This window comes from Aestuariivita sp. (assembly GCF_021404545.1).
GTDB lineage: Bacteria > Pseudomonadota > Alphaproteobacteria > Rhodobacterales > Rhodobacteraceae > Aestuariivita.
Window position 1 is genome coordinate 41240 of the sequence record NZ_JAAWWD010000006.1, and the last position, 13601, is coordinate 54840.

14 protein-coding genes and 1 tRNA gene are annotated in these 13601 nt (G+C 60.1%); 12 read left to right on the top strand and 3 right to left on the bottom strand.

Annotated elements, in window-relative coordinates; genetic code table 11:
* Nucleotides 1–41 precede the first annotated feature (41 nt).
* Complete coding sequence (locus HEP69_RS04660) at nucleotides 42–878, top strand: hypothetical protein (RefSeq protein ID WP_366111300.1); 837 nt, start codon at nucleotides 42–44, stop codon at nucleotides 876–878.
* Nucleotides 875–1960, top strand: coding sequence for an endonuclease/exonuclease/phosphatase family protein (locus HEP69_RS04665; protein WP_290557360.1), 1086 nt, complete (start codon nucleotides 875–877; stop codon nucleotides 1958–1960). The genes HEP69_RS04660 and HEP69_RS04665 overlap by 4 nt, the downstream gene beginning before the upstream one ends.
* Nucleotides 1961–1973: 13 nt before the next feature.
* Here HEP69_RS04665 and HEP69_RS04670 read toward each other — a convergent pair whose 3' ends face one another.
* The gene (locus HEP69_RS04670) at nucleotides 1974–2834 is read right to left on the bottom strand and encodes an epimerase (protein WP_290557361.1); all 861 of its coding nucleotides are present in this window, start codon (nucleotides 2832–2834) and stop codon (nucleotides 1974–1976) included.
* Between the two features lie 99 nt (nucleotides 2835–2933).
* On the opposite strand from HEP69_RS04670, the gene HEP69_RS04675 reads away from it, so the two are divergent.
* A complete protein-coding gene (locus HEP69_RS04675) occupies nucleotides 2934–3857 on the top strand; it encodes a LysR family transcriptional regulator (protein ID WP_290557362.1) in 924 nt (307 codons plus the stop codon).
* Nucleotides 3858–3878: 21 nt separating this feature from the next.
* Here HEP69_RS04675 and HEP69_RS04680 read toward each other — a convergent pair whose 3' ends face one another.
* Complete coding sequence (locus HEP69_RS04680; protein WP_290557363.1) at nucleotides 3879–4742, bottom strand: LysR substrate-binding domain-containing protein; 864 nt, start codon at nucleotides 4740–4742, stop codon at nucleotides 3879–3881.
* A gap of 102 nt (nucleotides 4743–4844) precedes the next feature.
* Here HEP69_RS04680 and HEP69_RS04685 point away from each other — a divergent pair, with 102 nt between their 5' ends.
* The 9 genes from HEP69_RS04685 to HEP69_RS04725 all read left to right on the top strand — a co-directional run bounded on the left by HEP69_RS04685 (nucleotide 4845) and on the right by HEP69_RS04725 (nucleotide 11924).
* Nucleotides 4845–5705: a DMT family transporter gene (locus HEP69_RS04685; protein ID WP_290557364.1), complete on the top strand. Its 861-nt coding sequence runs from the start codon at nucleotides 4845–4847 to the stop codon at nucleotides 5703–5705.
* A gap of 163 nt (nucleotides 5706–5868) precedes the next feature.
* Nucleotides 5869–6972, top strand: a complete 1104-nt coding sequence (leuB, locus tag HEP69_RS04690) for a 3-isopropylmalate dehydrogenase (protein ID WP_290557365.1) — start codon at nucleotides 5869–5871, stop codon at nucleotides 6970–6972.
* A gap of 338 nt (nucleotides 6973–7310) precedes the next feature.
* Nucleotides 7311–7387: transfer RNA gene (locus HEP69_RS04695), tRNA-Pro, on the top strand.
* A gap of 222 nt (nucleotides 7388–7609) precedes the next feature.
* On the top strand, nucleotides 7610–8386 hold the full coding sequence (locus HEP69_RS04700) for a helix-turn-helix domain-containing protein (protein ID WP_290557366.1): 777 nt from the start codon (nucleotides 7610–7612) through the stop codon (nucleotides 8384–8386).
* Between the two features lie 19 nt (nucleotides 8387–8405).
* Nucleotides 8406–8834: a plasmid mobilization relaxosome protein MobC gene (gene mobC / locus HEP69_RS04705; protein ID WP_290557367.1), complete on the top strand. Its 429-nt coding sequence runs from the start codon at nucleotides 8406–8408 to the stop codon at nucleotides 8832–8834.
* Nucleotides 8828–10390: a relaxase/mobilization nuclease domain-containing protein gene (locus tag HEP69_RS04710; RefSeq protein WP_290557368.1), complete on the top strand. Its 1563-nt coding sequence runs from the start codon at nucleotides 8828–8830 to the stop codon at nucleotides 10388–10390. The genes mobC and HEP69_RS04710 overlap by 7 nt, the downstream gene beginning before the upstream one ends.
* A 16-nt stretch (nucleotides 10391–10406) precedes the next feature.
* Nucleotides 10407–10727: a hypothetical protein gene (locus tag HEP69_RS04715; protein ID WP_290557369.1), complete on the top strand. Its 321-nt coding sequence runs from the start codon at nucleotides 10407–10409 to the stop codon at nucleotides 10725–10727.
* 250 nt (nucleotides 10728–10977) lie between these two features.
* The gene (locus HEP69_RS04720; RefSeq protein WP_290557370.1) at nucleotides 10978–11316 is read left to right on the top strand and encodes a hypothetical protein; all 339 of its coding nucleotides are present in this window, start codon (nucleotides 10978–10980) and stop codon (nucleotides 11314–11316) included.
* The gene (locus HEP69_RS04725; RefSeq protein WP_290557371.1) at nucleotides 11313–11924 is read left to right on the top strand and encodes a mobile mystery protein B; all 612 of its coding nucleotides are present in this window, start codon (nucleotides 11313–11315) and stop codon (nucleotides 11922–11924) included. The genes HEP69_RS04720 and HEP69_RS04725 overlap by 4 nt, the downstream gene beginning before the upstream one ends.
* A gap of 33 nt (nucleotides 11925–11957) precedes the next feature.
* Here the strand turns inward: HEP69_RS04725 and HEP69_RS04730 are convergent, their stop codons facing one another.
* On the bottom strand, nucleotides 11958–13601 hold the full coding sequence (locus HEP69_RS04730) for an RNA-directed DNA polymerase (protein WP_290557372.1): 1644 nt from the start codon (nucleotides 13599–13601) through the stop codon (nucleotides 11958–11960).

Here is a 13601-nt window from a genome sequence, read left to right on the forward strand (position 1 = left end):
AACGCATCGCGCCTGTCCAGTTTGAAAAGGAGCGGAACGTGATGGGACGGATCCCCGGAGCACTTTTGCGTGCGGTACTGATCGCCGCAACCATTGCGACGCCTGCGCTCCTTTTGACCGGTCCTCTCTCGAACGGCCCTGAAATCATCGTGTTTATCGCCTTGGTCGCGGGCATCTTCGTGTTTTCCGAATACCATACCGTCTTTCCATCGATTCTGGAGTTTCGGGACGCACCCCCGCTCAACCGCCTGCGGTTTCTTGCCTTTGCGGGCACGGTTGTGACGCTGACCCTGATCGCCAAGAACGCGATCCATTCGACAGAGTTTACATCCGCCCTGGCCGGTATCGGCGCGCTGGTGGGGCACACGCTCGATTTTCCGTATTCGCCGGTGCGCCTTCTGGTCTTGATGCTGCCTGCGGACGCGTCTGCCGATTTGTTCACGAGCGTCCGAACGGCGGCCGGTGTTGGCTATGCGATCTGCCTTCTGGCGATCATCGCATTCATTCTGGCGGTGCGGGTCAAGGGCTGGCCTACCGGCAACGGCGCTTTCAATGTCTGGACGAACCTGCCGCTTTTCGATCCCACGGCAGGCGGCGACGTGGTTGACAGGCTTTACACCGATGCGCGCGTCAACATCATTATTGGCGTGCTCCTGCCCTTTATTATTCCCGCGGCAATCAAGCTGAGTTCGGGTCTGATCGATCCCGCCGGGCTGGCGGATGCCAATGTGCTGGTGTGGACGATTTGCGCCTGGGCGTTCATGCCTGCCAGCATGATCATGCGCGGCATCGCGATGGCCCGTATCGCGTCGCTGATCGAGGAAAAGCGCCGCCGGGCCTATGCCGTGGCCGAGGCCGAGGGCGTACAGGCCGCATGAGGCTGCGCCTCGCGCTGTGCCTGGGGGCGCTGTGCTGGCCGATGAGCGCGCAGGCAGACACGCTGCGTATCGCCACATTCAATGCCGAGCTGACCCGGGATGGACCGGGCCTCCTGCTGCGCGATATCAGGCGCGGAGAGGACGCGCAGATCGGCGCCGTTGTCGAGGTGATCGCAACCGTGCGCCCAGACATCCTGGCGCTGCAAGGTCTGGATTATGATTTTGGGCTTGAGGCGTTGACCGCCCTCTCCGACTTGTTGGCCGAGGCGGGTGCCGCCTATCCGCACCGCCTGGCATTGCCGACGAACCGGGGGGCGCAAACCGGGTTGGATCTGGATGGCGACGGGCGCGCAGGGGACGGATCGGATGCCCAGGGGTTCGGTCGCTTCTATGGTCAGGGGGCAATGGCGCTCGTGTCACGTTACCCCATCGACAGTGACGCCGTGCTCGATTTCACGTCGCTGCTCTGGGCGGATTTGCCCGGCGCCGCGCGCCCAGTCACCGCCGACGGCACGCCGTTTCCAACGGCAGAGGTTGCGGCGGTGCAGCGGCTGTCGTCCTCGGGTCATTGGGTTGTGCCGATCGCGGTGGCGGACAAGCAGATCACCGTGATGACCTTTCATGCCAGCCCACCGGTCTTTGACGGGCCCGAGGATCGCAACGGGCATCGGAATGCCGATGAGATCCGGTTGTGGACCCATTTGCTGAACGGCGATATGGGACCAGTGCCCGAAGGGCCATTCGTGATCGCCGGTGCAGCCACGCTCGATCCATTCGACAGCGAGGGGAGGCACGAGGCGTTGCGAGCCTTGCTCGACGATCCGCGTCTGCAAGACCCGCAGCCGATCAGCGCAGGCGCGGCGGCGGCACCGGACCAAGGGCATGAGGGTCCGAACGCGCAGGACACCGTAGATTGGGAGGGGGTGGGGCGTCTCCGGGTGGATTACGTCTTGCCCGCATCCGATCTGAGGATTGTGGGTGCGGGCGTGTTCTGGCCTGACGTCGGGCAGCCTGGCCATGAGGCGGCGTCGACCGCCAGTCGCCACAGGCTCGTCTGGGTGGATATCGACCTGGCGCGCTAGAGACGCATTTGGTCTATGATTTGCCAATCGCGGTGCGCAGCGCGACCTCGGCTTCGGTCCTTTGAAAGCCAGGCAAGATCCCTTCGAATCGGGTGCCGTCAAGGCTGTGCGGCGTGTCCCAGAGATAGCGCATTTCCAGCAGGCATCGCCCCAGCGGCCAAACCGGACGCGCCACCTGCAATGGCAGCCAGTTCATGCGCCTCAACCGGACACGTTGTCCAGTGATCTGAGACAGCATGCCTGCGATCTTATGACCGGTCAGCGTGTAGCCGAGAAACGGGATGTCGGCAAAGCGGGGCAGGCTCTCGCGCATCCGGGCCAGCGCTTCGGCGGCGCGGGTCAGATCGGGCAGATACGCCCAAGCATGCGGGATATCGGGATTTCCGGGATAGGTGAACCGCCCCTTTTTCAGGCGCGTGATCATGATCTGATCAAACCAGTTGCCCGAGGTCCGGGTATCCAGGAAATCGCCTGCACGCAACAAAATGGTGCGGACACCCTCACCCTCATAGGCGCGTTCCATCTCGATCCGGAGGCGGCCCAACGGGTTGGTTGCGGCATGAGGGCTGCCCGCTCCCCAGGGGATCGGTGTGTGAGGGCCGAACACATAGACATTGCCGGGCAAGATCACTGTCGCATCCGACGCCTTGGCCGCGGCCCGCACGCGCGCGTGCAGATCGGGCAGGACGCGCGCCCACTGGGGATAAGGCGGGTTCCAGCCGTTGACGATGACATCCACGCCCCGGGCGGCTTGCATTAGGTCGTCGCGGGCACGGTCAAAGCCGCGCACCGTCCAACCCGCGGCGGCAAAGGCATCGCTGGCATTGCGTCCGAACCGGCCCGTCCGGCCAAGAATGAGAACGGTTTGTGTCATAAGGTCGATCCCTTGTGGCGAATTTCGATCCTGGCAGTATCGGTCGGCTTTGGTGATAAATAAATTGCATGAAGGTGCAGCCTATGTATTCAATAATGAATGGATCGCGATCTGGTATTCACCGATTGGTCTCATGTTCAAAGCTTCCTCGCGGTGGCCGAAACAGGCTCATTATCCGCTGCCGCCGTGCAATTGGGGCAGAGCCAGCCAACCATCGGGCGCCATATCAGAGCCCTGGAAGACCGGCTGAAGGTGGAGCTGTTTCACCGCCACGCGCGCGGTTTGGCTTTGACCGAAATCGGGGCCCAGATGCGGCCCGCCGCCGAGCAGATGCGCGCGGCGATGGCCGCCATCGCGCTCAGGGCCGAGGCGCAAGCGGGTACCGAGACAGGCACCGTCCGCGTGGCGTGCAGCCTTTTTGTCGCCCATTATATTCTGCCGCCAATCATTGCCCAGATCCGGCAGACAGATCCGGCGATCCAGCTTGTCGCTATCCCCAATGACAGCAGCGAGAACCTGTTGTTTCGGGAGGCCGATATTGCAATCCGCATGTACCGCCCCAATCAGTTGGAACTGGTGGCGCGCCATGTGGCGGATCTGGAAATGGCGGCCTTTGTCGCGCACAGCTATATCGCACGCCGCGGTCTGCCCGAGACGATTGCTGAGTTCTGGGAGCATGATCTGGTCGGATATGATCATTCGACGTTGATCATCGACAGGATGCACGAGCTTGGCTGGTCGGCGGGCCCAGAGGACTTCGCGGTTCGCTGCGACAACCATCCTGCCTATTGGGAACTGGTACGCGCGGGTTGTGGCATCGGCTTCACCCAAGCTGCGGTCGGTCGCGCCGATCCAGGGGTCGAGGAATTGGACTTGGGCCTGAAAATCCCGCGCCTCCCCGTCTGGCTGACCGCCCATCGGGCGGTGCGCCGCGCGCCGCGTGTGGATCGGGTTTGGTCCGGATTGGCCAAGGGGCTGTCCGAGGCGCTGTGCGGAGGGCGGTCAGATCAGGCCGGAAACTGAAGCAGGGCCAAACCGGCGAACCTACTTCAGCTTTCTGAGCCACTTGGTAAAGACCTCCGTCGCGCCGGTGACGGGTTTTTCGATGTGCAGCGTATAATATCCAAGAAGGCCCTCGGCGGCATTTGGAAGCGCGCATAGCCGACCAGCGTCCACATCATCCCGGATAATGAACTGCGGCGCCAGGGTCATTCCCATACCGCCGATGCTCGCGCGGAGGGCGACGTCATCGAGATCGAAATGCCCTGCATATCTGAGCTGGACATCCGGCATGCCCGCGTCAGTCAGCCAGGCGGTCCAATCCCAATTCCCGGTGGTGCATTGCAAGGCGGGGATGTTTGCCAGATCGCTAGTATCGGGGATTTGCGCCAACAGTCCCGGAGACAGGTAGGGACGGCAGCGATCCTCGAGAAGTATCTCGGTGTCGCGCCCCCACGCAGCCGCTGGACAATAGGCGATAACCACGTCGGCGCGCCGCCGGATCGGCATGCCGGGGCTGTTATAGGTCTCTACCCTGACCGCGATCTCGGGCCAGCGGGTCTTGAACCCCTCCAGCAGAGGGATCAGCCATCGCGTCGCCAGCGTCGTTGGAACCTGCACTGTCAAGTCGTTGCCGTCGCCCATTGCGCGTTCTATCGAACGGTCAAGCATCGCCAGACCCGGACCTGCATGACGCAGAAAGGTCTCGCCCGTCTCCGTCAGGTGGATTGCGTTGTTCCTGCGGTGAAACAGAAGAACTCCCATCCCCGCTTCGAGGTTCTGCACCTGTCGGCTGACCGCACCGGCCGTCACGCCCATTCGGACGGCGGCGGATTTGAAGCTGCCGCATTCCGCGACCACCGCAAACACACGAATGGCGTTCAAGGAGATTTTGCCAGATCTATGCATGAGGAAACCTCATCCAGACTCATGATTTGTCGTTTGAAAGATGTAGGAAAGGTGCGTCTAGCTTGCGCAAGGAACAAGTGGAAATCCAGGATACATTCACCAATGGCGTATCTTCCGGCGATCCTCTGGGTGTTGCTGAGCACAGCCTTGTGGACACTCATTTTTGCCGCTGGCAAGTTCGCCGATGGGGCATTGGATCCGTTTCAGATTACCGTGTTGCGGTATTTCGGTGCGCTTTTGACGCTGCTGGTTCTGGTGCCGAGCCAAGGCGGGATCGGTGCCCATCGGAGCAACCAGCCGCTGGTGCATTTTGCCAGAGCGGTCAGCGGATGCGGCGCCGCCGTGGCCATTACCTGGGCGTCCGCCAATATGCCGTTGATCCAAGCAACCGCAATCGGCATGCTTTATGGCGTGCTTGCGCTTTTGCTCGGCATGGTGGTCCTGAAGGAACGCGTCAGCCCCAGACACTGGATCGCGGTGGTCGTCTCTGTCGCGGGCGTCTCTATCATCCTCTTCGGCAAAGGCGCCTTTCAAGGCGGCTGGTCAGTCTTGCCTGCTCTGGCCACACTGGCAAGTGCGACACTCTTTGCGGTAGAGGGCGTGCTCATAAGCGTCCTCGGGCGGGCGGAACGTGCGTTCACCGTGATGCTCTATGTCACTGTATTTGGTCTTGGCCTGATGGCGTGGCCAGCATATGCGGGCTCGCAGCCTACCTCTTGGGAGGCCGCGCTGCTCTGTGTCGCGTTGGGGCCCTTGGGCGTTCTCGCGCAATACTGCACCATTCGCGGCTACCGGTCGGCACCGCTCTCGGTCGTTGCCCCTGTCGATTACTCCTGGCTGCTTTTCTCGGCGGTGTTGGGCGCTGTGATTTTTACGGAAACGCCCGGTATCGCGACATGGATTGGTTGCGGGGCCATCATCCTTGGCGGCGTGGTCTTGGTGGGTGTGGGCCGCCGGGGCTGAGGCAGGTGCCTGAAGTGGCGCGAGGCGTTGGCCGCCACATCCGTCTTTGACACATCGGACAGGCCTCCATAAACCGATCCCGCGCGGATCGGATCACCCCATGATATTGACCCTGTGGCCCCGGCGGGATAGGCCGCATGCAACTGTTCTTAAGGAGATCCTCATGGCAAACCCCTCGCTTCTGATCCTGGCCGGTGATGGCATCGGTCCCGAAGTCATGGCCGAGGTGACGCGGATCATCGACTGGTACGGCGCCAAGCGTGGCATGGCCTTTGACGTAAGCGAGGATCTGGTTGGCGGAGCAGCTTACGATGCCCATGGCACGCCATTGCACGACGACACGATGGCGCGCGCGCAAGAGGTTGATGCGGTCCTGCTGGGCGCTGTCGGTGGTCCGAAATACGATGCCCTGGACTTCAGCGTAAAGCCCGAGCGTGGCCTCTTGCGGCTGCGCAAGGAGATGGATCTTTATGCCAATCTGCGCCCGGCCCAATGCTTTGATGCGCTGGCCGATTTCTCGTCGTTGAAAAAGGATGTGGTGGCGGGTCTCGACATCATGATCGTGCGAGAGCTGACCAGTGGGGTCTATTTCGGAGAGCCCCGCGGCATCATCGAGGAAGGCAACGAACGCGTGGGCATCAATACCCAGCGCTACACCGAGAGCGAGATCGACCGGGTCGCGCGCTCGGCCTTTGAGCTTGCCATGCGCCGGGGTAACAAGCTCTGCTCGATGGAAAAGGCCAACGTGATGGAAAGCGGTATTCTGTGGCGCGAGGTCGTGACCCGCGTCGGTGCCGATTACCCAGAGGTCGAATTGAGCCATATGTATGCCGATGCGGGAGCGATGCAGCTGACCCGCTGGCCCAAACAGTTCGATGTCATCGTGACCGATAACCTCTTTGGCGATCTTTTGTCGGATCTGGCGGCGATGCTGACGGGATCGTTGGGTATGCTGCCTTCGGCCTCTCTCGGGGCGCCGATGGCCAATGGCCGACCCAAGGCGCTTTATGAGCCGGTGCATGGTTCGGCCCCCGATATCGCGGGGCAGGGCAAGGCCAACCCAATCGCCTGTATCCTGAGTTTTGCGATGGCGCTGCGTTATTCTTTCGATGCCGGTGGTGAGGCGGATCGTCTGGAACGTGCGGTCGAGCAGGTTCTGGCAGATGGAAAGCGCACAGCGGATCTGTTGGGGGAGGAAGGGGTGGAGCCGGTCACCACGTCCCAGATGGGCGATGCGGTTCTGGCGGCGCTGGATGCGAGCCTCTGACACCATTCGAGGCGATGGAGCCGTTTTCCCAGCCTGAGGAGAGGGGCGGTGCCGCGCCTGCCGTGAAACTGCGCCGCTTATCTCTCCCGGCCCAAGTCCCTGATTGCTCCGAACTGGCGGTGTTGGCCTGCGTTGGGTTGCGCAAACAGTCAGATGACCGAAATCTGGTTTCGGGGCATTCGGTGGCCAAGGGATGCCGCGCCGTATCGCATGCCTTGGGTCAAGGGGCGCTGCCACGTGCTGGGCGGCGCGAGATCCGCCTGATTGTATCGCCTCCTGATCGTCCCAATTCGGGGATTGCCAAAGCCCCAGGCCTCAGCTATGCCGCGCGCCACGGTCGGAGTGTAGCTCAGCCTGGTAGAGCACTGTCTTCGGGAGGCAGGGGCCGGAGGTTCGAATCCTCTCACTCCGACCAATAATTCCAGATACTTAACCCGTTTAGCTATGACCCTCGTTGAGGGTCGGTCCGGATTTGATCCGGATTATGCGGCTTTTGAGGCGGGTTTCGGTGAGTCCAGCCCCCTCAGAAACCGAACGGCCGCTGACTGGGCTGGCACCCGTGTCAACGGCCAAATCGAAAAGTTTGCACTGAATGGATACCAGATCGCGGACGCGATCGCAATCGCGGGAGGGGCCGATGTCTGAGGTTCTCCCCTTCTGCAAGATCAAGCTGCAATACCTGCTGGAAATGGTCACCGACCACGAGCTGGACGATAACGCCCTGCGCGTAGCGCTCTACCTGGCGCTTGCCCATGCTGACCATGAAACCGGAGAGAGCCGCCCGTCTTTCGAGACCATCGGCGCGGCCATCGGCAAGCACGCCAAATCGGTCAAGCGCGCACTGAACAAGGTCGAGGCGGCGGGTTACTTGACCGTCAAACGCGGGACCAACAAGGGTAATTCCTCTCGCTACTGCCCGACCGAAACGGCCCTGAAACGGGCCACCGAGCGCCGCCGGGAGGGGGACAAGGTTGTCCCGCTTAGCCGCGCCAAAGGGGGACAATCCTGTCCGCAAAGCGGGACAGACCTGTCCGGCAAAGGGGGACAGGATCGCCCCCCGAACAGAGAACAAGAACTTAGAAAAGAACAAGGGCGCGCGTCCGCGCCGGATTTGCCCGATGAAGGGCAATCCGGCGGAACGCGCTCAGAACGAGCCCTGGACGGCCAGCGCCTGGTCTTTGTCCCGAGGGGCATCTGCTTTGTTCGGGACTGGAATGAGCGGCTGGCCAGGGAAGGCATGACCACGTTGGAACGCAGCCTGCCATTATCGCCGCACGAGCATCACCTGGGCTTCTGGCTTCCTGCCCGAACACCGGCCCCGGTGGGCAGCGCTGAATGGCAGGATCAGCTCCAATTGCTGAGAGATTTGATCCGCGACACGTCGGCAACCGTGGAGTACCGCCATGCGGTCTGAGGAAACAGCAAGGCGACCCATGTCATACGCTGGCGCTTCTGCCACGGGACCTTGCGAGGGGCGGCAAGCCTCCCCTTCGAACCCCACCGGCGCGGGAAAAGCCCGCGCAAAGGAGCCGCTGACGGAGACCTTCGTCTTCCGTTGCACGGCAGCCGAGAAGGCCCTACTGCGCGCCAAGGCCGAGGCAGCAGGCCTGCCCGCCGCAACGCTCCTGCGCGAGGCGCTTGGCCTGACCGAAGCGCGCCGCCGCAAGCCCGTGCCGCGCGTCGATCCGGCGCTTGTGCTGGCCGTGGGGCGCATCGGTGGCAACCTCAACCAGATCGCACGCTGGTTGAACCGCGCGATGCTGGTGGGCCGCACCGACCTCGACAGCCTGACCGTTGCGCGCCGCCTGTTGGTGATCGAACGCCAGCTCGCCCAACTCCTCGAAGAGGCGCGGCGGTGCTGATCAAGTTCTTCCCAAGCGGCAAGGGTGCAGGCGCGGGGCCGGTCTGCTACCTCGTGGCCGAGCGCGTGCTGGCCTATGACGGCAACCGCGACCTGGTCCGCGATGCCGACGGCCAGCCCCTGACCGTGACGCGCGATCCCTTGCCCGAAGCGCTGCGCGGTGATCCGACCCGCACAGAGGCTTTGATCGACGCCAGCCGCCACCAGTGGACCTACCGCGCAGGCGTGATCAGCTTTGCCGCAGAGGACGCGCCCAGCAATGCTCAGCAAGCCGAAGTCATGGACGCCTTCGAGCGGCTGGCCTTCGCCGGGTTGGACGGCGAGCAATTCGACATGCTCTGGGTCCGTCACAGCCACGAAGACCGCGTCGAGCTGCACTTCTGCACCCCGCGCCTTGAGCTGACCACCGGACGCAGCCTCAACATCGCGCCGCCGGGCTACCAGGACGCCTATGACAGCCTGCGCGACCTGATGAACCAGCGCCACGGCTGGGCCGATCCGATGGAGCTGGAACGCGCCCAGGAGGTTCGTGACACCATCGAGGCCCCAACCCGCGCCCAAGGCCGCGACGAGCTGCATGCGTGGATCCTCGATCAGATTTCCATGGGCCTGATCGAGGATCGCGCCAGCATGCTCGATGCCCTTGCCGATGCGGGCTTTGACCTTCCCCGCGTCGGCAAGGCCTACTTGACCGCCCAAGACCCCGAGACCGGCGAACGCTGGCGCCTGAAAGGAGAGATTTTCCATGAAGACTGGCAAGCCGACCCGGCTGAGCGAGAAATTGAACGCAGAGCTGGACACGATACGCCGGGACTACGCCGCCTCGATGGCATCCCAGCTGGAGAGCTTCAGGAGCGATTTGACGATCATTGCGAGCGACGCGCAGCGTATCATCAAGAGCGATACGCGCAACTTCCTGAACGAGAACAGGAGCTTGTTCGAGACGCGGACAGAACAGATCAAGCGCTGGCTGACGATCTCTCCCTACGTGATCTCGGGTCTGATCGCGACGGGGATCGCCTCGATGATGGCCGCGAGCTGGTTCTGGACGTCCCTGCTGACACGCTCGGAGTTGACGGAACTGGGGCTGACGCGGTTCGACCAGGGGGAACAGACCTGGCTGACGCTGGACCCCGCCAAGACCGAGTTGAAAACCTGCACGCTGGCGGGGTCGCCGGTCATCTGCATCAAGATCGAGGAGAGATGAATGACGACGCCCCTGACAGCATTGGAACGCGACTTGCTCGCCTGCGTCGAGCGGTTGGTGACGGCCTGCGAAACCTCAGCCGCAGAATTGAGCGGCTTGGAGACACGCTCGACCAACAGGATCGAGACACAACTGGCTGGCTTGGCCGACTGCGTGACCTTGCTCATTCGTTCGCAGGCCGCATCAATGACGGCCTTGCGGGACTTGTTGAACAAAGCGGCGACCTACAGCGCGCTGGACGCGCAGTTGAACGAGAGCTTGAGGCTAGCGAGGGACGCCGAAGAGAGGCTGAGACAGAGCTGAACGAATTGCAGATCGAACGAGGCCACAGCCATGGCCTGGGACGTTAACGAGAAAGGAAAACCAATGAGTTTTGTACACGATTACTTCACCATGAGCTATCATCAGGCCCGCGACTACGGCATCGACTATCGCAACTTCAAGAAGGTGGACCGACTGCCCGAAGGCGTTCCGCTCATTGCCATCGCGGGCGTTTGGGGCGATTACCAGAACATCCGTTGCCTTTTTATGGACGCCGCAGCGAACGGCTACATGCGGAATATTCGCAAGCGGAGCAATGGATATGTGATCCGCGAACTGGGTCTGGATGCCAAGGAGCTTATGGTTGGGGAGAACGTGCTAATACCGGCAAGCGCCGTTGCGAATGTGGCCGACAATGCCAGATAGCAAAAATTGACAAGCTATGGTTTGGCGCAGTAGCTCATATTGCAATACTAGGGCATTGCAAGAATCAAATTTTTGCCATATTTAGATATTACAAATCATACGAAGATGCAAAGCTACAGGTTGGCAAATGTCCGTCTCACGTGCAAAACAGCGGCAAGCTGAAAGCAAGATCAATCTAGCTGCCCAGATGGCTCAGGCCTTCACTAATCCATTGGGCGGCTGGATTGCGACATTCCAGGAGGCAATCGGTATGAGTGCGCCGGCCCTTGCCGAGCGGCTGGATGTATCCCGCAATAGCGTCTACAGCTCGATCCAGAACGAGCAGGCCGGAACCATCTCCCTGAACCAGCTCGAAAAGATGGCCGAAGCCATGGGCGGCAAACTTGTCTACGCGATCATCCCACGCGAAGGGCCGGTTGAGGAAATCGTCATGGCCCAGGCGCGAAAGAAAGCCAAGCGCATCATACAGCGCACCCGCGCGCATATGGCCCTGGAAGAGCAGATCGAGGGTCTGCGCAGCCAAGAAGAGATGATCGAGGAACTGGCCAGCGAAATCGCCCGCGAGATGCCGAAGAACTTCTGGAAGTGACCCTGGAGCTGCACGAACCCATCGGCGCGACACCTCTGACGCCCGACGAGTTGCTTGGCCTTAAGGCCAAGCACATCACCACGCGCGGCGAGTTGAACGAGCTGGAGGGTGAGAACATCATCGAAGGGCTCACCTGGCTGGACCGGCGGCCCAAGTCCTTCGACATTCTGACCGACGATGCTGCCCGAGAAATCCACAAGCGTTTGTTCGGCCAGGTCTGGGATTGGGCAGGCGTCTATCGCCTGACCGAGAAGAACATCGGCGTGCCGGTCTGGCAAATATCCACCGATATGCGCACTTGCCTCGACGATGCCCGATACTGGCGCCAGAACGGCAGCTACGAGCCGCTGGAAGCCACCGCGCGTTTCCACCACAAGTTGGTATGGGTGCACCCCTTCGCCAATGGCAACGGACGCTGGGCGAGGATCATGGCGGATGCATACCTGGCTACGATTGAACCAGACATTTTCCTCGATTGGTCAGGAGGCGGGACACTCATCGTCGACAGCGACCACCGCGCGCGCTACATCGCTGCGCTGCGGGCGGCGGATCGGTATGAGTTTGGGCCACTAACAGAATTCGTTACAGAAATCGCCAACTCGATTTGAACCATCCAGAATTGCAGCGCCTTATCGCATTCGTTAGTAGAAGAAGTAGTCTTCGTCCTCGTCCTCGCCGACATCGATCTCATCGAAATCAAGCCAATCCTCTGTGTCTTCATGACTTGGATAGAAGTCATTTTCGCCAAGGCTCCAAGGGAATGCAGAAACCCCGAACGCGCTGACGTCATAGAAGTGAACGTCATTGTCGTTCATCAGCTTGAAAAACTTCTTTGGATCTTCGGACTGACCAATTTTTTTAGCGCTGACAGCTGATTTCCATCCGCGCGCCTCTGATTCATATAGAAATAACCATGCCGAGGAACCAAGACTTGCATTCTGATATCGACCAAGAGCCTCTGCGAATCCGCCTTTCACGAGCCCGTTGTGATCAGCATGCGCCAAGACCAAGTCGACCAACACGGATTCGACCTCGAAGCAGAGTTTCTTGAGGGCCTTCGACAGCTTTAGATCAAATTGAAGATGCATATATAGAAACCACAAAAGCGAAACGATATCATGCCTTCGGGAGCATTCTTCCACACCCCACCGGAGCATCCTTTTCTGCGGTTGATCAAGGTCGTCGCCTCCTTTGAGACCAACAAACAAAGGAGCCACCCAACTTACAAAGCGTGGTGAGGAATAGAGCAAGGTTTGAAGATGGCGCAAAGACAGCTCTTTGTCAGAGCAAGAAGCAATCTTTTTCGCAAAACGGCTCAGGCCGTAGCCGACGACATTCGAGCCAGGGTACGCGTCGCGTTCACTGGCCAACAGTGCGAATAAACCATCTAAGAACTCCTCATCTTCAAGCCCTTTCAAAAGGTTGAATTTGGGTTCCCAGCGGAGGTTTTCGGGCAATTCACCTGAAATTACCCCAGTCTTTCCGTCGTGGCTCCTCAGTTCGAACTTTCTGATTTCCTTTTCGAATCTGGCGATCACCCTTTCTGCTTCCGTGGTGTTTTCAACACCGATCTCGTAGTCGTCGATGTTGTGGAACACCTGCCGCTTTTTCAAACCCGGCCCATTCTTCTTCAATTCATGATCGATACGAGACAACACGAGCTCAGAAACCACACGTGAGGTGTCAGGGCCAATTGGAATGCCAATGGTTTGATTTCGGTTGCAGGCTCTGACTAAACGGTCAAGCTCGGCACTCCAATGCTTTTCGAGTGTTTTAGCTTTATGCTGCTTCAAGGCTTCGGGTTTCCCCAAGGCAGCCCAAGGGATCGAATGTGAGTAGATGGAACCGTAAAACCTGTTGATGTCCAAATGTACGACAGATGGGTAAGCGCTTGACAGATATGCTTGTTTTTTGAGCTTCCCTGAAAACGACGATCTCTGAAACGCCCGACCGCCTACCGTGACATTGTCTGGAAACACGACCTTGAATGCGGAGAACTGGCTGATTGCCATGACCTTTTCGACATCTGACCAATTCTCGGCCAAGAACTCCGAAAGCAGTGCGTAGTTTATTGGATTGATAACACCAAAGGTTCTGTGGTTGCCTTGGAAGGTTGCTCCATCCAAGAAAACAGTCTCACCAGAGAAGTCTTTCTGCGGTTTCAAATACGCCGGTTTCGAGGCGAGTAGTGATCCGAACTTGACGGTTCTGAAGGTAGGAGGCAGCTCGCGTGGATAAAATCCACGCTCAAGAAGCCGTTGAAAAATCACATCTTTACTTGCCAC